The 16,176-nt window shown below is 63.2% G+C and carries 17 protein-coding genes; 2 read left to right on the top strand and 15 right to left on the bottom strand.

Annotation, left to right across the window (positions count from 1 at the left end):
- Window positions 1–19: 19 nt before the first annotated feature.
- The 10 genes from M0D64_RS08095 to M0D64_RS08050 all read right to left on the bottom strand — a co-directional run bounded on the left by M0D64_RS08095 (window position 20) and on the right by M0D64_RS08050 (window position 8,479).
- A complete protein-coding gene (locus M0D64_RS08095) occupies window positions 20–829 on the bottom strand; it encodes a hypothetical protein (protein WP_266257277.1) in 810 nt (269 codons plus the stop codon).
- A 2-nt stretch (window positions 830–831) separates the two neighbouring features.
- Window positions 832–1,407: a TMEM175 family protein gene (locus M0D64_RS08090; protein WP_154562690.1), complete on the bottom strand. Its 576-nt coding sequence runs from the start codon at window positions 1,405–1,407 to the stop codon at window positions 832–834.
- Between the two features lie 178 nt (window positions 1,408–1,585).
- The gene (locus M0D64_RS08085; RefSeq protein ID WP_154562688.1) at window positions 1,586–1,972 is read right to left on the bottom strand and encodes a DUF488 domain-containing protein; all 387 of its coding nucleotides are present in this window, start codon (window positions 1,970–1,972) and stop codon (window positions 1,586–1,588) included.
- An 84-nt stretch (window positions 1,973–2,056) separates the two neighbouring features.
- Window positions 2,057–2,374 (bottom strand): hypothetical protein, encoded by a 318-nt coding sequence (locus M0D64_RS08080; RefSeq protein WP_154562686.1) that lies wholly within the window; start codon window positions 2,372–2,374, stop codon window positions 2,057–2,059.
- An 81-nt stretch (window positions 2,375–2,455) separates the two neighbouring features.
- Complete coding sequence (locus M0D64_RS08075) at window positions 2,456–2,803, bottom strand: cupin domain-containing protein (protein ID WP_154562684.1); 348 nt, start codon at window positions 2,801–2,803, stop codon at window positions 2,456–2,458.
- Window positions 2,804–2,892: 89 nt separating this feature from the next.
- Window positions 2,893–4,293, bottom strand: a complete 1,401-nt coding sequence (locus tag M0D64_RS08070) for an FAD-containing oxidoreductase (protein ID WP_154562682.1) — start codon at window positions 4,291–4,293, stop codon at window positions 2,893–2,895.
- A 184-nt stretch (window positions 4,294–4,477) separates the two neighbouring features.
- Window positions 4,478–4,666, bottom strand: a complete 189-nt coding sequence (locus tag M0D64_RS08065; protein ID WP_054043350.1) for a hypothetical protein — start codon at window positions 4,664–4,666, stop codon at window positions 4,478–4,480.
- A gap of 232 nt (window positions 4,667–4,898) precedes the next feature.
- Window positions 4,899–7,208 (bottom strand): bifunctional diguanylate cyclase/phosphodiesterase, encoded by a 2,310-nt coding sequence (locus M0D64_RS08060; protein ID WP_266257276.1) that lies wholly within the window; start codon window positions 7,206–7,208, stop codon window positions 4,899–4,901.
- Between the two features lie 111 nt (window positions 7,209–7,319).
- Window positions 7,320–7,448, bottom strand: coding sequence for a hypothetical protein (locus tag M0D64_RS08055; RefSeq protein WP_266257275.1), 129 nt, complete (start codon window positions 7,446–7,448; stop codon window positions 7,320–7,322).
- A 704-nt stretch (window positions 7,449–8,152) separates the two neighbouring features.
- Complete coding sequence (locus M0D64_RS08050; protein ID WP_266257274.1) at window positions 8,153–8,479, bottom strand: SH3 domain-containing protein; 327 nt, start codon at window positions 8,477–8,479, stop codon at window positions 8,153–8,155.
- 187 nt (window positions 8,480–8,666) lie between these two features.
- Here M0D64_RS08050 and M0D64_RS08045 point away from each other — a divergent pair, with 187 nt between their 5' ends.
- Window positions 8,667–9,365 carry a hypothetical protein gene (locus M0D64_RS08045; RefSeq protein WP_308101912.1) on the top strand — a complete coding sequence of 233 codons (699 nt, stop codon included), beginning with the start codon at window positions 8,667–8,669 and terminating at the stop codon, window positions 9,363–9,365.
- Window positions 9,366–9,367: 2 nt separating this feature from the next.
- On the opposite strand, the gene M0D64_RS08040 is transcribed toward M0D64_RS08045, so the two are convergent.
- The 4 genes from M0D64_RS08040 to M0D64_RS08025 form a co-directional block, all read right to left on the bottom strand.
- Window positions 9,368–9,916, bottom strand: a complete 549-nt coding sequence (locus M0D64_RS08040) for a nucleoside deaminase (protein WP_266257272.1) — start codon at window positions 9,914–9,916, stop codon at window positions 9,368–9,370.
- Window positions 9,917–9,966: 50 nt separating this feature from the next.
- On the bottom strand, window positions 9,967–11,106 hold the full coding sequence (locus tag M0D64_RS08035) for a BMP family ABC transporter substrate-binding protein (RefSeq protein WP_266257271.1): 1,140 nt from the start codon (window positions 11,104–11,106) through the stop codon (window positions 9,967–9,969).
- A 160-nt stretch (window positions 11,107–11,266) separates the two neighbouring features.
- Window positions 11,267–11,575: a helix-turn-helix domain-containing protein gene (locus M0D64_RS08030; protein ID WP_266257270.1), complete on the bottom strand. Its 309-nt coding sequence runs from the start codon at window positions 11,573–11,575 to the stop codon at window positions 11,267–11,269.
- A 32-nt stretch (window positions 11,576–11,607) separates the two neighbouring features.
- Window positions 11,608–13,041: a PLP-dependent aminotransferase family protein gene (locus M0D64_RS08025; protein WP_266257269.1), complete on the bottom strand. Its 1,434-nt coding sequence runs from the start codon at window positions 13,039–13,041 to the stop codon at window positions 11,608–11,610.
- 169 nt (window positions 13,042–13,210) lie between these two features.
- Between M0D64_RS08025 and M0D64_RS08020 the strand changes: the two genes are divergently transcribed.
- The gene (locus M0D64_RS08020) at window positions 13,211–15,544 is read left to right on the top strand and encodes an FdhF/YdeP family oxidoreductase (protein WP_266257268.1); all 2,334 of its coding nucleotides are present in this window, start codon (window positions 13,211–13,213) and stop codon (window positions 15,542–15,544) included.
- A 77-nt stretch (window positions 15,545–15,621) separates the two neighbouring features.
- On the opposite strand, the gene M0D64_RS08015 is transcribed toward M0D64_RS08020, so the two are convergent.
- Window positions 15,622–16,125, bottom strand: coding sequence for a M48 family metallopeptidase (locus tag M0D64_RS08015; RefSeq protein WP_266257267.1), 504 nt, complete (start codon window positions 16,123–16,125; stop codon window positions 15,622–15,624).
- Window positions 16,126–16,176: the final 51 nt, after the last annotated feature.

Genomic DNA, 16,176 nt, shown 5'->3' with positions numbered 1-16,176 from the left:
CAGTATCGGCCAAACGGCCTCAATCCGCCGACTGCTGTTCAGCAAGCTCACGCGTCAATACCTGCGCCGGCCGCTTCGCGCGAAGCAACCGCCTGGTTGCCCCCTGCACCACCATCGACACCACCGCCGCGCACGCAAAGCTCAACCACACGCCGTAATGCGGCAACATCGTCGCGGCCACGGCGAAGAACGCCGCGAACGAGCCGCGGCCGATCACCATGCCACGCATCAACAACGCGACGAAGTCCGAGCCATGCGCGCGCTGGGCCGACACCGCGAGGACGATGCCGAGCAAAGGAAACACCGACAGCAGCCCGCTCCACGTCGCACCCATCGACGCCGACAGTGTCGTCACCGCAACAGTCAGCAGCGCGCCGGCGAGCATGCGCAGCGCAAGATCGCCGAGCCCGAGACGCGTCGCCGGCACATGGCCCGTGACGCGCGGCAAGCCGCTTTGCGAAACGACGACGGCCACACAACCCGCGGCCACCGCCCACATCAGTCCACCCGGCAAATGCGTGAGCAACATCGCCACGCCAACCCACCCGAGCATCCCAACCGTGAGCGCAAGCGGCCATGCTGAACGCCGGCACGTCCACGCATACGCAAAATTGAACGCCTCGGAAGCGGCGATCGCCGCAATCGACGCCGCCGACGCCTGCGCCGCGAACGCCGGCCCACGCTCCAGCGCGAGCAGCAACACGATCGGGCCGGACACCACCGGCAGCCCTGCTAGCCATCCCGCCACCGACGGCCCCCACACACGCCCCGCCACGGTCAGCGCGGCGAGAAACGCGGGCACCAGCGCGAGCTTGAGCGCAAGCAACATGCTTACGCTTCCATCAGGTGTTCGATGCGCCGGTCAGGTATCAACCACCACGCCGCGGCCAACGTGTAGAGCGCAGCCGAGAGCCACGGCTGAACAAATGCCAGCCCCATGCCCGCCAGATAGATGACGACCGAGACCTTGCCCTTGAAGTCGTTGCCGACCGCCTTCGCGATCGTCGAGTCGGTGCCGTGCTCGCGGATCAGCACGCGGGTCAGAATGAAATACGCAATCGCCGACATGAACAGCACGGCGCCGTACATCGCAGTCGGCCAGGCGGCGAGATGGTTTTCGCCGACCCAATGCGTGACGGCCGGCAGCAGCGACAGCCAGAACAACAGATGGAGATTGGCCCAGAGCACCGCGCCGTTGACCTTCTGCACGGTATGGAACAGGTGGTGATGATTGTTCCAGTAGATGCCGACGTAGATGAAACTCAACACGTAGGCGCAGAACACGGGAATCACGGGGCGCAGCGCGGCGAGATCGAAGCCGTCCGGCACCTTCAATTCGAGCACCATGATCGTGATGATGATGGCGATCACGCCATCGCTGAAGGCTTCGACGCGTCCCTTGCCCATCGGTCGGTTTCCTGATTGTGTAGTCGCGATTGTGAAGACCTGTGCTTGCGGGCATGGCACATCGCAATTGCCCGCCGGAGCCGCAGTATGCGGGACTGCCCGGGCAGGTCCGCACGCCGCCGATTATCGGCGATGACAACGGGACTTGTCGAATGCCGGCCGGCGGCGTATGCACGCCTCACCTTATCAGCGCGCCCCGCTCGTCCAACAACTGACGCAGAATGCTGCGATGGCACCGGCTTTCGTCCTCGCAGTAGCAACCGACGGAAAAGTTGGTCGTTTTCGACAAGGCGGCCAGCAGGTCCAACACCTTGCTGGCATCGCCGCCATTCATCTCCGCGCGAAATTTTTTCGCGAACGCGGCCCAATCGCGATCGCTCGTAACCGCCTTGGCTTCTTTGACCAACTCCGCGTCAGGCGACAAATTGGGGAGCCACACATCGTAATAGTCGCGGGTGGCGAATTCGGCCCGGGGTACGCCGCGCGGCGGTCGCCGAACGGTACCGATACGCAGCCCTTCGTCGGCCGCTCTCGGAGACCCAAGCTGGACGATGCTGATGCTCATGTTTTTTCCTGATCCGTGGTGGAAGCGCGACCTTCTCCCGTCGGGTCGATCAACGCCGCTCGTCAGTGGTTCTGCAATGCAGGCTCAGCGTCTCAAGCCCTTCATGGCCTCGATTTCCATCGCGGCGTTCCGCTCTTCGCTCGCCTCGATCGGGTCCATCGCCTCGTCGATCGAGGCCGCCGCACGTTCCGCGGCGGCTTTCGTTTCGTCGAAGTCGGGATCGAATTCTCCGTCGTCATCGCCCGGCGGTTCCAGCATGTCGCGAAGCATGGACGCCAGTTCCGGCGTGTCCCACTCCGCGCCCTGTTGCTTCTGCTTTTTTATGTAGTGTCTGACTTCCGCGTCCTGTTCCGGGGTCAACGGTAGACCGCGAAAAGTGCTTTTAGGGTCAGCATCATTCATGATCTCGCTCCAGGATACGTGCCAGTTCGAGTTTAATCCCCGAGTTCAGTCCCGTCACGGCGACGTGATCTCAGCTATCGGTCACTGGCAAACGCCAGGGTAGTACACCGCCAGCCACACGCTCGGCTCCGTGTCGCTCGTCCATGCCACCCGATGCCGGCAATGCGCGTCGATCAGCACGTGGTCGCCGGGTTTCATCGGATGCAGCTCAGGCTCGCCTTCGAATTCGAGCGTCGCCGCGCCGCTCAGCAGCACGACCCACTCGGCGCGCGGGCTGTCGTACCAGAAGTCCGGCGGACTTGCGTGCCCCCGCGAGACGATCCGTTCGATGCTCACACCGGCCTCTTCCACGAGCGCGTCGACTTGCTCGTCAGGGCCCGCTGGCGCACCGGGATCGAAGAGGTTGCCGCTGCTGATCGTGCGTTTCATCGCTTGTGCTCCGGCTATGCTCGCTACCTGAGTTCGTTGCACGTTTTCGTCGAGGGCGCTCGCCCCCGGTTTGCCACCGGGTGCGCCGCTCATTTCATCGGCTTGAGGCCATCGAGCAAGGTCGGCACCAGTTCGCTGATGGTCGGATGAATGTGCATGGCGTACTGCAAGCTCGGATACGGCGCGCCGGCCGTCATGATGTCGATGAACGTGTGCAGCGCTTCGTCGCCTTCGATGCCGTGGATCGCCGCGCCAAGAATCTGCTTGCTTTGCGGGTCGACCAGCACCTTCATGAAACCGTCGGTCTCGCCGCGTTCACGGGCGCGGCCCACCCGCGTCATCGGCATGGTGGCGATCAGCGCCTCGCGTCCGGCTTTGCGCACGTCGGTCTCCGAAAGCCCGACACGCGCGAGCGGCGGGTCGACGAACACCGCATACGTCATGATCCGCGTATCGACGCAGCGCGCGCCGCCGTCGAGCAGATTGGCGGCGACGATCTGAAAATCATCGTAGGAAGTGTGGGTAAAGGCGCCGCGTCCGTTGATGTCGCCGATCGCCCAGACGCCCGGCACGTTGGTGCGCAACTGGCCGTCGACGGGAATCATGCCGTGCTTGTCCGTCGCGATGCCGGCCACATCGAGGCCGAGGTCGTCGGTATTCGGTTCACGGCCGGTGGCGAACAGCAGGTGCGACGCTTCGAGCGCGGGAATGTTCTGCTCAAAGCCGATGCACACCTCGTTCTCGTGATGCGGATGCGGTTCGACCCGCGAAGGTTGCACGCCGAACACAAACTCGATCCCTTCGCGCGCCAGTACCTTCTGGACCGAGCCGGCGAAGTCGGCATCCTCACGCGTCAGCACGCGTTCGCCGCGCACCAGCACCGTCACCCGGCTGCCGAAGCGGCGAAAAATCTGCGCGAATTCGAGCGCGATATAGCTGCCGCCGACAATCGCCAGATGGTCCGGCAATTCCGTCAGTTCGAGCAGGTTGGAGTTGGTGTAGTAGCGAACGCGCTCAAGCCCATTGAGCGGCGGCACGACGGCGCGCGTACCGGTATTGATGAAGATTTCGTCGGCGCTGAGTTCGTCGCGCACCGAGCCGTCCGGGCCGCTGATGGCGAGCGTATGCGCGCCGGTGAAGCGCGCGTGGCCTGTGAAGACGGTGACGTTAGCCGTGCCGCGCAGCCATTTCTCGACACCGTCGCGCGATTGGCCGATGATCCTGTCCTTGCGCGCCTTGACCGCTGCCAGATCGACGCTGACCGCACCGCTCACCTGCACGCCCAAGTCCGCGCCATGGCGTGCCACGTGGGCCCCACGGGCGCTGGCTACATACGATTTGGTGGGTGTGCAGCCGACATTCACGCAAGTCCCGCCGAAGGCCCCGCGTTCGATGACCGCGGTTTTACGGCCGCTTTGACCGAGACGGACAGCGAGCGGCGTCCCGCCTTGTCCCGTACCGATCACGACTGCGTCGAAGTGCTGTGGCATGGCAGATCTCCCGAGGCTGGGGTGCAGGTCGTAGCATCTTACCCTTAGCGCCTCGCGTTGCCGTTACCGCCCCTTCTCGTTGCTTTTGTTGCGCGCGGTGACGTTCGCGCGCCGGCTGCCGATCTGTTTTCGCGCCGCCGATGGGCCAGCGCCGCGGATTGATGGAAATTGCGCCCGGTTGTGTTCAGGCGTGGCAATGCACAGCGCAGATCAACTCGCGCGAACGTTGCAGCGCGGCCTGCGCGCCGCGAGCGGCCACGACCCAGCCGACCTGGCCGAGGTTGAAATCCTGCGACACCATCACCTGCATGAGGGCGACCATCGGCAGGATCACCGCTGGTCGATAGAGCTGGTTTTGAATCAAGGCTGGCATAACGGCTCCCGTCGCGCTGGGCCGCTTCGGCTCGGCGCGGAATTTACATTCGATGGGAGAATTTTAGAGAGACCGGGGCCGCGGATAAATACCGGGAACGCGAAGGCACTTGTTTGCGAATCTGAACAATCGAATCTGGATCCCTGCGGCAGTGAGGTTCAATTGCTGTATTAGCCCCTCAGGCGAAGTGGGATTGCCGCGCCTGCAGCCGTGGCTGGAGACGTCAGGACAGCTATGAAGCGCTGGCCAGCCCCACCTGCGCGTCATGCAAGCTACGTGCATAAGCGCTCGCCCCCACAGGCCGGCTATAAAAATACCCCTGCTGCTTGTCGCACGCGATCCCGCGCAAAAACGCCGCCTGCTCGGCGGTTTCCACCCCTTCCGCCGTGACATTCATGCCGAGCGAATGGGCCATCGCCACCACCGCCTGCGTGATCGCGATCGAATCGCGATGATCCGGCAACCCCGCGACGAAAGAACGGTCGATCTTCAGGTTATGCAGCGGAAACCGCTTCAGATACGACAGCGACGAATAACCGGTGCCGAAATCGTCGACGGAAATTCGCACGCCCATCGCGCTCAACGCGGTGAGCATCGGCAGGACGGCGTCGCTGTCGCTCATCAACAGCCGCTCGGTAATCTCCAGCTCCAGCGCCGCCGGCTCGAGCCCGGACTGCTCGAGACAGCGCTCGATGCGCTCCACCAGCCCGCCTTTGAACTGGCGCGGCGACAGATTCACCGCGACGATCAAATCCGGCGCCAGCGTGCGCCGCCACTGCGCGACCTGCTCGCAGGCCCGCGCCAGCACCCAGGATCCGATCTCGACGATCAGGCCGGCGTCTTCGGCCACCGGAATGAATTCCACCGGCGAAACGTTGCCCAGCTCGCTGTTGTACCAGCGCAGCAGCGCCTCGGCGCCGATCGTGCGGCCGCACTGGCTGTCGACGATCGGCTGATACACGAGACTGAGTTCATCGGTGGCGAGCGCGCGCCGCAACGCCTGCTCGATCATGAAACGGCGTTGCAGATGCTGATTCAGCTCGGCGGTGAAGAACTGAAAATTGTTGCGGCCGCATTGTTTCGCGTGGTACATCGCCGAGTCGGCGTTGCGCATCAACGTGGGCACGTCCTGCCCGTCTTCGGGAAACAGACTGATGCCGATCGACGCACCCATGTAGTACTCGTTGTCCGCCACTGCGAACGGTACCGCGATCGTGTCGAGAATGCGCTGGGCGAGCGCGATCAGCCGGGCCGTGTTTTCGTAAGCGCTGACCACGATCACGAATTCGTCACCGCCCACGCGCGCGAGCGTATCGTCGCGCGCGACACACGCCGACAGCCGCTCCGCCACGCTGCACAGAAGCGCATCGCCGGCCTCGTGACCGGCGGTGTCGTTGACCTTCTTGAAACCGTCCAGATCGACGAACAGCACGGCGACCCGCGCCAGCTCGCCCATCCCCGCCACCTCACCCGGCGTGAACAGATCGCGCATTCGCTCGGCCAGGTAGGCGCGGTTGTAAAGGCCAGTGAGTGGATCGCGGGTGGCCAGAAACTTGAGCTGCCGTTGCGCCTCGCGCACCGGCCCGATGTCGGTGAACGAGATCAGCACCGAGCTGGGTTCGCTGTCGCCCGGTTTGATGATCGGCACGACATTCTCAGTAATCCAGATGACATCGCCGTCCGTGAGTTCCAGACCGATCGTCACGCCGAGCTTGGGTTTGCCGGTCGCCAGCACCTGACTGGTCGGACGATCGACCTCGGTGACGATGGAACCGTCCTCGTGATACGCACGCACCATCACCGTCAGAATGTCGTGACCGACCAGCTCGGCGCTCGCGCGCAGAATGCGCTGCGCACTCGGATTGCAGGCCAGCACCACGCCGTCGCGCGACTGCACGATGATGCCTTCGTTCAGATGGTTCACAACCAGCCGGTGATGCTCCTCGCTGTGCGCGAGGCGCTGCGCCATGGCGTCCTGATGGACGGCGAGACCGACACTGTGGCCGATGTCGTAGAGCATCGCCGCTTCTTCGGCGCTTGGCCGGCGCGAGGTGCGGTGATAGACCGCGAACGCGCCCAGCACCGCGCCGGCATCGTTTTCAAACGGCACCGACCAGCACGCGCGCAAACCGAGCGGCAACGCGAGGTGCCGGAAATCGGCCCACAGCGGATCGGTTTCGATATCTTCGACGGCGACCATGCGCCGCTCGTACATCGCGGTGCCGCAGGAACCGGCGCGCGGGCCGATCGGGACGCCGTCGATCGCGGCGCTAAAGTGCGCCGGCAACGAAGGCGCTCCGCCCACGCGTGCGCGTACGCCGTCCGCGTCCAGTAGCAGGATCGAACAGGTCGCACCATCGCCCAGCAGCGCTTCCGCGCGGCGGCATACTTCAGCGAGCAATTCCGGCAGCGGGGTGTTGCGGGTAATCAGCCGCAACACCGTACGCTCCGACGCCAGCACTCCTTCGGCCCGGTCCGGCCCGTAGCGGGTGCCCTCAGGCGTTGCTCCCATCGTGCAATCTGATGTCGCTTCGCGTGTCATTTGTGCGCCCCCTAACCCCACATCGGCAGGTTAGTGTACGCGGCGCACCGGGGTTTACGCGAGGCCGGCGCACTTTAATCGCGAAGCATGGCGCGCAAAGCGTGTGACCGGCTAGCCGGTCAGCCAATGAAGCGATTGCCCCATTAACACGGTGAATCCGACGAGCTCGGCCATCGGCAGCGCCAGGCCTGCCAGATGCGCGGCCAGCGCCACGCGGATATCGAGCGGCGCTCGCTGCATGGGTTGAGCTGGTTGAGCTGGGGCCACCGGCGCGGCCTATTGAAGGGAATGGGTGGACCGGATCGACCGTTCCACCCTGCCTCAGTTGTTTCCACTTCCTGGCGGTCTACCGCCGCCCTGTGGAGACCCACCTTGAGGGCGGTTATTCTCACCGCCTTGCTGGCCACCCTGCGGACGGCCGCCTGCATTGCCCGGTTGCTGCCCGCCTGGTGGACGGCCGCCCGCATTGTCCGGTTGCTGCCCACCTGGTGGACGGCCACCCGCATTGCCCGGTTGCTGCCCACCCGGTGGACGGCCACCCGCATTGCCCGGTTGCTGCCCACCTGGTGGACGGCCACCCGCATTGTCCGGTTGCTGCCCGCCTGGTGGACGGCCACCCGCATTGTCCGGTTGCTGCCCACCCGGTGGACGACCGCCCGCGTTGCCAGGCTGTTGACCACCCGGTGGCCGACCGCCTCCATTGCCCGACTGTTGCCCGCCTGGTGGACGTCCGCCTCCATTGCCCGGCTGTTGCCCGCCCGGTGGACGTCCGCCTCCATTATCCGGTGGCCGACTGCTTGGCGGCCGACCACCCGCATTCCCGGGTGGCCGTCCGGCACCGGGTCTCGGCGGTGGCGGAGGCGGATGATGCGCCCAGCGGGATTGCTGCCCGTACCACGGCCGGCCCTGATAATAATTGCCCCAGTAAGTACCGATCGAGAACGTCACGATCGGCAAGCCAAGCCGATCACCGTGCCGTAGCTCATCACCGGCACATTGCTGCCCTGATAGGGATAGCTGAGTCGCGCCGCATAGACCCAACCGCGCAAGTTCGGTGCGGCGACGTCACACCATTGGTAGTTGCTGATGCAACCCATCACGCTAACCGGGACACCGCCCGGCAACTGCGTTACAACGGGATAATCCGAAGCCGGCCCGGCGCGCACGTTGACCGTGCTGTTCGTATAGGCCTGCGACTGTGCGGACGCCACTGCTGGCAGCGCCAGCAAGCTGGCCGCCACATACATGCATCGAACGAGGTGTTGTTTCATTTTATCTCCCGTTTTTTACGTCCCGCGTTTGCGTGCGTGCCGCTACGGCTTGCATGTGTACCTGCCTGCACGCACGTGTGAATGCGTCGGGCCTGGTCGTCGCTTCAAGCGGTGTAGCGGCCACAGCGCCTACTCATCCGCACCCGCAATGCACATGCCTGAAACCACCCGGCAAATGCTTACGAACTTGCCCAAGCCGTTCCAGTGCGCCCCGCGCAAAGCAAGATTTGGTAATCACCCACCCGAACTCACGCTGTTTTCGGGCATCTGCATTCCGGCGACTCGGCCGATCATCCATTGCATGAAAAACCCATGCACCGCCGGGAGCACCATGAAAATGTTCCGACCAATCCTTGTCGCCGCACTGATGCTCACGCATCTGCCCGCTCACGCCACCAGCTTCGACTGCACCAGGGGACGCTCGCTCACCGAACGGATGATCTGCAACGACCCTGCGCTCTCGAAGCTCGATGACACGCTTGGCCAACTGTACTGGAAAGCGCGGCGACGGGTCATCAACCGTCGCGCCTTCCTCACTGACAGTGACAGCAAGTGGGCGTGGCGGGAAGCGAATTGCCGCGATGCGGCGTGTCTGGGGACGTGGTATGCGACGCGGATCGAGGAACTGCAGCGGCTGATCGAAAGTATCCGAACGGAAACCCAGGATGGTCCGGCCGAACCCGACACTCAACGTAAAGCGGTGATGCCCGCGCTACAGCAAACCGAAGCCGCGATGCTTCGATGCACCGCGGCGGATCCCGGGATCGTCGTGAACGACCAGTGTTCCACCGTAATCAGGGAGAACAACCGTAAGTGGAAATATCAGCCGCACGGCGGCGACTGGTTCTGCGGACTGGCGATGCTCGCGCCGGCGGAAGTGCGATAGCACTACCTGCCGCTCCAGAACCTCCGCTGGACATCCATCACCTCAGCCTCCACCTCGGCCACCGGACCGATCACCTCGACGGGCTTCTGGCAGTGATCGAACACATACCGGCAATCCACGCTCATGGTCGGATTCTCGGAATGATCGCCGGTCGCCTCCAGCAGGCGCTTCTCGGTCATGCCAAACACGACGCGACCGATATTGGCCCAGTACATCGTGCCGGCACACATGCAGCAAGGCTCGACCGACGTGTACAGCGTACAACTCCACAAGTACTCGGGCGTGAAGTTCAACGCCGCCACGCGAGCCAGCACCGACTCGGCGTGATTCACCGTGTCGACATTGCCCTGCTCCATCAACACGGTCTCCTGATCCGGGCCGACCAGCACCGCGCCGAACGGATGGTGTCCCAGCAGCGTCGCCCGCTCGGCTACCCGGCTCGAATGCCGCAGATGCCGTACGACCTGCTCGTGCGTCGGCGTTAAACCCTGCGGCGGATAGGCCGGCGCCACTCCAGCGGCGCCGGCATCGGTCAGGACGGTAAGACTCACGGGCGATCTCCTTTAGTTTTTAATAATAGTTAGGCAAGCCAATCAATGCCTTACTTCGGCAGCGAACCGTCGACGCCTTGCACGAACCAGTTCAAACGCAGCAGCTCCGCATCGCTCAACGACTTGCCCGCGGCGACCTTCACCACACCGGACTGATCCGCGATCGGTCCGGCAAACGGATTGAACTTGCCGGAGATGATGTCATCACGCTTCTGGCTCAACGCCTTTTGCGCCGTCGGCGACACCGCATCCGTGTTGATGTTGGCCAGATCGATCGCCTTCTCTTTCAGCCCCCACCACACGGGCGAGTTATTCCACGAACCCGCCATCACCTGCTGCACCAGATGCGTGTAGTACACGCCCCAGTTGCTCACGCACGCGCCCAACTGCGCGTTCGGCCCGAACTTCTTCATATCGGAGTCCCAGCCGAATGCATGCACTTTCCTCTGCTCGGCTGTCTGCATCGTCGCCGTCGAATCGGTGTTCTGGATCAGCACGTCGGCGCCCTGGCCGATCAGCGTCTCGGCGGCCTGCTTTTCGAGGCCCGGGTCGAACCAGCTATTGATCCACACGACCTTCACGCGTGCATTCGGATTGACCGAGCGCGCACCCATCGTAAATGCGTTGATGTTGCGCACCACCTCCGGCACCGGCACCGAGCCGACAAAGCCGAGCGTGTTGGACTTCGTCGTATAGCCGGCGACCAGTCCGGCCAGGTAGGCGCTCTGGTAGGTCCGCACGTCATAGGTGGCGAAGTTGGCGGCCTTCTTGTAGCCGGTCGCATGTTCGAACACGGCGTCCGGGAAGTCCTTGGCGACCTTCAGTTCGAAATCCTGGAAGCCGAAGCTCGAGCCGACCACGATCTTGTTGCCCTTGGACGCCAGATCGCGAAACACGCGCTCCGAATCCGCCGACTCCGGCACGTTCTCGACGCGCGTCACTTTGATCTTGTCGCCGAATTTCGCCTCGACCTCTTTCACGCCCTGCTCGTGCGCGTAGGTCCAGCCGGCGTCGCCCGGATTACCGAGGTAGACGAAGGCGATGCCGAGCGGCTGCGCAGTCGCGGCAGCTGCCGCTCCGGCACCGAGCGCGAGGGACGCGCCGAACGCTGCGGCAAGAACAGTGCGAACGGTCCGGGCGGTTTTGATGCGCAATGAGTGATGCAGCACTCGCGCCAGCTTTGCTTTCATGAATTCTCCGAAGATGATTTCCAGGTGCCTGCCAAAGTGCCCGGGACTGTCCCGGGCAAGGCTCCAGCATAGGGGGTCATATTCGAAGGTCAATTTCCGCGGAAAAATTATTTCTCGTTATCTCGCCCATAACGAAATCTGTATTTTGGTGGCAAAAACCTCAGTGAACGCGCGGCGGCGGGTCCGCCGGCTCATCGTCAGGCGAATCGCCCTCACCGAACAAATCCGCGCATAAGCCCTGGCCGAGCTCGCTCAGGCGCGCCGTTCCCGTGCCTTCCTCGTTAAACGTGGTGTCCACGAGGCCGCCGTCGACCAGCGCCGTCAGTTGCCGTCGCAAGCCGCTCATCGGCACATCCGCCTGCTTTGAAAGCTTGGCGAGCGACCACGCGCCGCCAGGCGTTTCCTGATGCGCGCGCCACAACTGCGCCAGCACGGCCATCAGTACCGGATCGAGTTCATCGTCTTCCATCGTGAATGTCTCCTCGCTTTTCTCAAGGCCGATCAGGCCATCTGCGCCACCAGTTCACCCAGCGTCTTCAATGCCGCCTCGGTCTGCGCCGTCCACGGATAGCTGTAATTGAGCCGGATGAAGTGGCGAAAATCGTCGCGCATCGAAAACATCATGCCTGGCCCGATCGTGATGCTGCGCGCGAGCGCCGCCTGATAGAGCCGCATCGAATCGACCCGTTCTGGCAATTCCACCCACAGCACGTACCCGCCTTGCGGCGTCGACATGCGCGTGCCCGCCGGAAAAAAACGCTGCACCATCGCCATCATGATGCTCGCCTGCTGCCGGTAGACCTTGCGTACGTGCCGCAGATGCCGGTCGTAGCCGTCCTGCCTCAGGTAATCGGCGACGGCGACTTGCGGCACCGAAGGCGTAGTCAGCGTGTTGAGAAACTTCAGCTTCTCGACCTGCGCGCGGTAGCGCCCCGGCATCGCCCAGCCGATCCGGTACGACGCGGTGAGGCTCTTCGAAAACGACGCGCAATGCAGCACCAGCCCCTTGGTGTCGTAGTTCTTCAAAGTCGATGGACGCGCCTCGCCGAAGTACAACTCCTGATAGACATCGTTCTCGATGGCAGGAATCTCGTGCGCGGCGAGCAGTTCGACCAGTTGCTGCTTGCGCGCGTCCGGCATCTGGAAACCGAGCGGATTCTGGAAGTTCGGCATCACCATGCACGCGGCGATCTTCTGCCGCGCGATGACCTGGGCCAATGCCTCGATGTCGATGCCGTGGACCGGATGCGTCGCCACTTCGATGGCGCGCATGCCGAGACGCTCGATGGCGTGCAGCATCGCGTAGTAAGTCGGCGACTCGACGGCGACCGTGTCGCCCGGCTTGGCGACCGCCTGCAAGCTGAGGTTGATCGCCTCCGTCGCGCCGAGCGTGATGATGATTTCGTCGGGATCGACGGGCACGCCATTCTCGGCGTAGCGCCGTGCGATCTGCCGGATCAGCTCGGGATTGCCGGGCGGCAGGTCGTCGATCAGATTCCAGCTCGCGTGACGCCGGGCGATCGCATTTGCGTACTGGTTGATGCGCCGCCACGGAAACAGCGACGGATCGGGATACGGTGAGCCGAGCGGAACGGCATCATGCGCGCGGATGCTGCGCAGGGTCGACAGCACGAGGCGGCTTACGTCGACCTCAGCGGCCACCGGCAGCGCCTGGGTTGCCGGCTGACGGTTCAGACGCGGCTCGTCGAGCGCAGCCGCCGTCGCCACCGCATCGCGCACGAAATAGCCCGACTGCGGCCTGGTTTCGACAATCCCCCGGCTTTCCAGCAACGCGTATGCGTGCAACACGGTCTTGATGCTGACGCCGTGCTGCTGGCTCGCCTGCCGCACCGACGGAATCCGCTCGCCCGCCGCGAAGACGCCGCGGCGTACGGCTTCGGTCATTTCGTCGGCGAGTTTTTCGTACAGTTTCAAGGACCGGGCTCGAACAAAAACTTGGGCGGGAACGCCAGTCTATGACAAATTTCCCGCAACTGTACCCCTCTCCTTTCCGATTTTCTGTATGCTGCGCCGTTTTTGGAACACAGTAGGCTTTCATGCATCGGCATAAAGCCTCGTCCAAGCCACCTCCGGCGGCAAGATCATGAAGAAACCTGAAGCTCGCATCGAACCGTATACCCACCCCGCCGCTGGCTGGGGCGCGCTCAAATACGTCGCCATCAACCTCCTCAAGGAAAAGGTGACGGGCGGCGACTACCGCATGCTGCTCAAGCAGAATCAGCCGGACGGCTTCGACTGCCCGGGTTGCGCGTGGCCGGACCGCGAGCATGCGTCGACCTTCGAGTTCTGCGAAAACGGCGTCAAGGCTGTGGCGGCCGAGGCGACCAGCAAGCGCGTGACGCCGGCGTTCTTCGAGGAACATACGGTTGAAGAACTGATGGCGCAGTCGGATTTCGAGTTGGAACAGCACGGACGTCTGACCGACCCGCTCGTCTATGACGCCGTGCGCGACCGTTACGTGCCGATCGGCTGGGACGAAGCATTCGACCTCATTGCCGACCACCTGAAACGCCTCGACGATCCGGACAGCGCCGCCTTCTACACGTCGGGGCGCGCCAGCAACGAAGCCGCCTTCCTGTACCAGTTGTTCGTGCGCATGTACGGCACCAACAATTTCCCCGATTGCTCGAACATGTGCCACGAAGCCACCAGCCGCGGCTTGCCGCACACGGTCGGCATCGGCAAAGGCACAGTCACGCTCGACGACTTCGAACACGCCGATACGCTGCTGATCTTCGGCCAGAATCCGGCGACCAACCATCCGCGCATGCTCGGCGAACTGCGTGAATGCGCGAAGCGCGGCGCGACCATCGTGTCGATCAATCCGCTGAAGGAACGAGGCCTCGAGCGCTTTGCGAGCCCGCAGCATCCGGTGGAAATGATCACGATGGGCAGCACGAAGATCAGCTCCGTGTTCATCCGGCCGAAGGTGGGCGGCGATTTCGCCTTGATCAAGGGCGTTGCCAAACGCGTGATCGAACTCGACGACGAAGCGTTGGCCTCAGGTCTCGAACGCGTGCTCGACGTCGCGTTCATCGCCGAACACACGGTCGGCTTCGATGCGTTCGCCGACGATTTGCGTGCCGAAAGCTGGGACACGATCGTCGCCGAATCCGGCGTGCCGTTCGAAGACGTGCTGAAGCTCGCCGACATCTACGTGAAGGGCCGCGCGGTGATTTCGACGTGGGGCATGGGCCTCACGCAGCACAAGAACTCCGTGCCGACGGTGCAGATCCTCTCGAACCTGATGATGATGCGCGGCAATATCGGCCGCCGCGGCGCGGGCTTGTGCCCGGTGCGCGGACACTCGAATGTGCAGGGCGACCGCACGGTCGGCATCGAAGAACGGCCGACTCAGGCGTTTCTCGATCGGCTCGGCGAAGTCTACGATTTCGAACCGCCGCGTGAGCATGGTCTCGACGTCGTCAACACGATCCAGGCGATGCTCGACGGCAAGGTGAAGGTGTTTATCGGCCTCGGTGGCAACTTCTCGATCGCGACGCCGGACACGCCGCGCACATGGGAAGCGATGCGCTCGTGCGAACTGACCGTCCACATCACGACCAAACTGAACCGCAGCCACCTCATACATGGCCGCGACGCGCTGATTCTGCCGACGCTCGGACGCACCGAAATCGATCTGCAGAATGGTGTGGCGCAAGGCGTGAGCGTCGAGGATTCGATGAGCATGGTGCACATCTCGTACGGCATGAACAAGCCGGCCTCGGAGAATCTGTTGTCGGAGATTGCAATCGTCGCGCGCATGGCGCACGCCACGCTCGGCAGCAGCAAGATCGATTGGCTCGCGCAGGCAGCAGACTACGCGTTGATTCGCGACGGCATTGCGCAGGTGATCGACGGCTTCCAGAACTACAACGAGCGCCTCAAGAACCCGGGCGGTTTTCACCTGGGTGTGGCGTCGCGCGAGCGGATCTGGAAGACGCCAAGCGGCAAGGCGCAGTTCCTCGTGCATGCGATTGACGTCGACACGCCGATTCACCAGGCGCGCGCCGAGCATGGCGAGCGTCTGATGACCCTGATGACGACGCGTTCACACGACCAGTACAACACGACGATTTACGGCCTCGACGACCGTTATCGCGGCGTATATGGGCAGCGGCGCGTGCTGTTCGCCAACAAGGACGATCTCGCGATGCTGGGTTTCGTTGCGGGCCAGCGTGTGGATATCAAGAGCGTGTGGGCCGATGGGATCGAGCGTCACGCGGCCGGGTTCCTGCTGGTGGAATACGACATTCCGCGTGGGTGTCTTGGCGCTTACTATCCGGAGACGAATCCGCTGGTGCCGCTCTCTTCGGTTGCCGATGGCGCGGGGACGCCGACTTCGAAGTCGATTCCGGTGTTGTTGACGGCGTCGGCGGTTGAGACGGTTGAAGCAGCCGAAGCGGTTGCCGCTTGACCGCTGACCGTTGCCATCGTTTGCGAGTTTCGCGGGATTCTGATCATCAGTGAATCCCGAAGCTCGAGGCTTAAGGCTCAGGTCTGAGCCTTCTTCAGATCGCGGTGCGTAAGATACAAGCGCAGATCGAATTCAATCTGGTGGTAGCCCGGTTGCATGAACTCGCAGAGGCGGTAGAACGCCTTGTTGTGGTCGCTTTCTTTCAAGTGAGCGAGTTCGTGCACGACGATCATTTTCAGGAATTCCGGCGCGGCGTCCCTGAATAGTGAGGCGATGCGGATTTCTTTTTTTGCCTTCAGTTTGCCGCCCTGCACACGCGAGATGCTCGTATGCAGGCCGAGTGCGTGGCGCACAACGTCGAGCTTGCTATCGTAAGTGACTTTGTCGATTTGCGCGCCGTTGCGAAGGTGTTCGCGTTTGAGCTCCGCGCAGTACTCATACAGGGCCCGGTCTGTTTGCACTTTGTGCGTGTCGGGGTACCGCTTCGCGAGGTAAGGGCCTAGTTGTTCGTCGGCTATCAGTTTTTTGACTTTTTCCTGTAGCCCGGCTGGGTAGCCTGTCAGGTATTTCAGGTGTTGCATGATGGTGTTCTTTGCGAATGGCGACGGCACGGGAGTTGCATGCCTCGCGGC

This window comes from Paraburkholderia sp. WS6, assembly GCF_030464835.1.
Classification (GTDB): domain Bacteria; phylum Pseudomonadota; class Gammaproteobacteria; order Burkholderiales; family Burkholderiaceae; genus Paraburkholderia; species Paraburkholderia madseniana.
The sequence above is the reverse complement of the archived record's forward strand: the minus strand, read 5'-3'. Positions and strand labels throughout refer to the sequence as shown.

What these genes read in the sequence shown, in the direction of transcription:
- M0D64_RS08095 (WP_266257277.1), bottom strand. Translation starts at nt 829, where the DNA reads ATGTTGCTTGCGCTCAAGCTCGCGCTGGTGCCCGCGTTTCTCGCCGCG.
- M0D64_RS08090 (WP_154562690.1), bottom strand. Translation starts at nt 1,407, where the DNA reads ATGGGCAAGGGACGCGTCGAAGCCTTCAGCGATGGCGTGATCGCCATC.
- M0D64_RS08085 (WP_154562688.1), bottom strand. Translation starts at nt 1,972, where the DNA reads ATGAGCATCAGCATCGTCCAGCTTGGGTCTCCGAGAGCGGCCGACGAA.
- M0D64_RS08080 (WP_154562686.1), bottom strand. Translation starts at nt 2,374, where the DNA reads ATGAATGATGCTGACCCTAAAAGCACTTTTCGCGGTCTACCGTTGACC.
- M0D64_RS08075 (WP_154562684.1), bottom strand. Translation starts at nt 2,803, where the DNA reads ATGAAACGCACGATCAGCAGCGGCAACCTCTTCGATCCCGGTGCGCCA.
- M0D64_RS08070 (WP_154562682.1), bottom strand. Translation starts at nt 4,293, where the DNA reads ATGCCACAGCACTTCGACGCAGTCGTGATCGGTACGGGACAAGGCGGG.
- M0D64_RS08065 (WP_054043350.1), bottom strand. Translation starts at nt 4,666, where the DNA reads ATGCCAGCCTTGATTCAAAACCAGCTCTATCGACCAGCGGTGATCCTG.
- M0D64_RS08060 (WP_266257276.1), bottom strand. Translation starts at nt 7,208, where the DNA reads ATGACACGCGAAGCGACATCAGATTGCACGATGGGAGCAACGCCTGAG.
- M0D64_RS08055 (WP_266257275.1), bottom strand. Translation starts at nt 7,448, where the DNA reads ATGCAGCGAGCGCCGCTCGATATCCGCGTGGCGCTGGCCGCGCATCTG.
- M0D64_RS08050 (WP_266257274.1), bottom strand. Translation starts at nt 8,479, where the DNA reads ATGAAACAACACCTCGTTCGATGCATGTATGTGGCGGCCAGCTTGCTG.
- M0D64_RS08035 (WP_266257271.1), bottom strand. Translation starts at nt 11,106, where the DNA reads ATGAAAGCAAAGCTGGCGCGAGTGCTGCATCACTCATTGCGCATCAAA.
- M0D64_RS08030 (WP_266257270.1), bottom strand. Translation starts at nt 11,575, where the DNA reads ATGGAAGACGATGAACTCGATCCGGTACTGATGGCCGTGCTGGCGCAG.
- M0D64_RS08020 (WP_266257268.1), top strand. Translation starts at nt 13,211, where the DNA reads ATGAAGAAACCTGAAGCTCGCATCGAACCGTATACCCACCCCGCCGCT.
- M0D64_RS08015 (WP_266257267.1), bottom strand. Translation starts at nt 16,125, where the DNA reads ATGCAACACCTGAAATACCTGACAGGCTACCCAGCCGGGCTACAGGAA.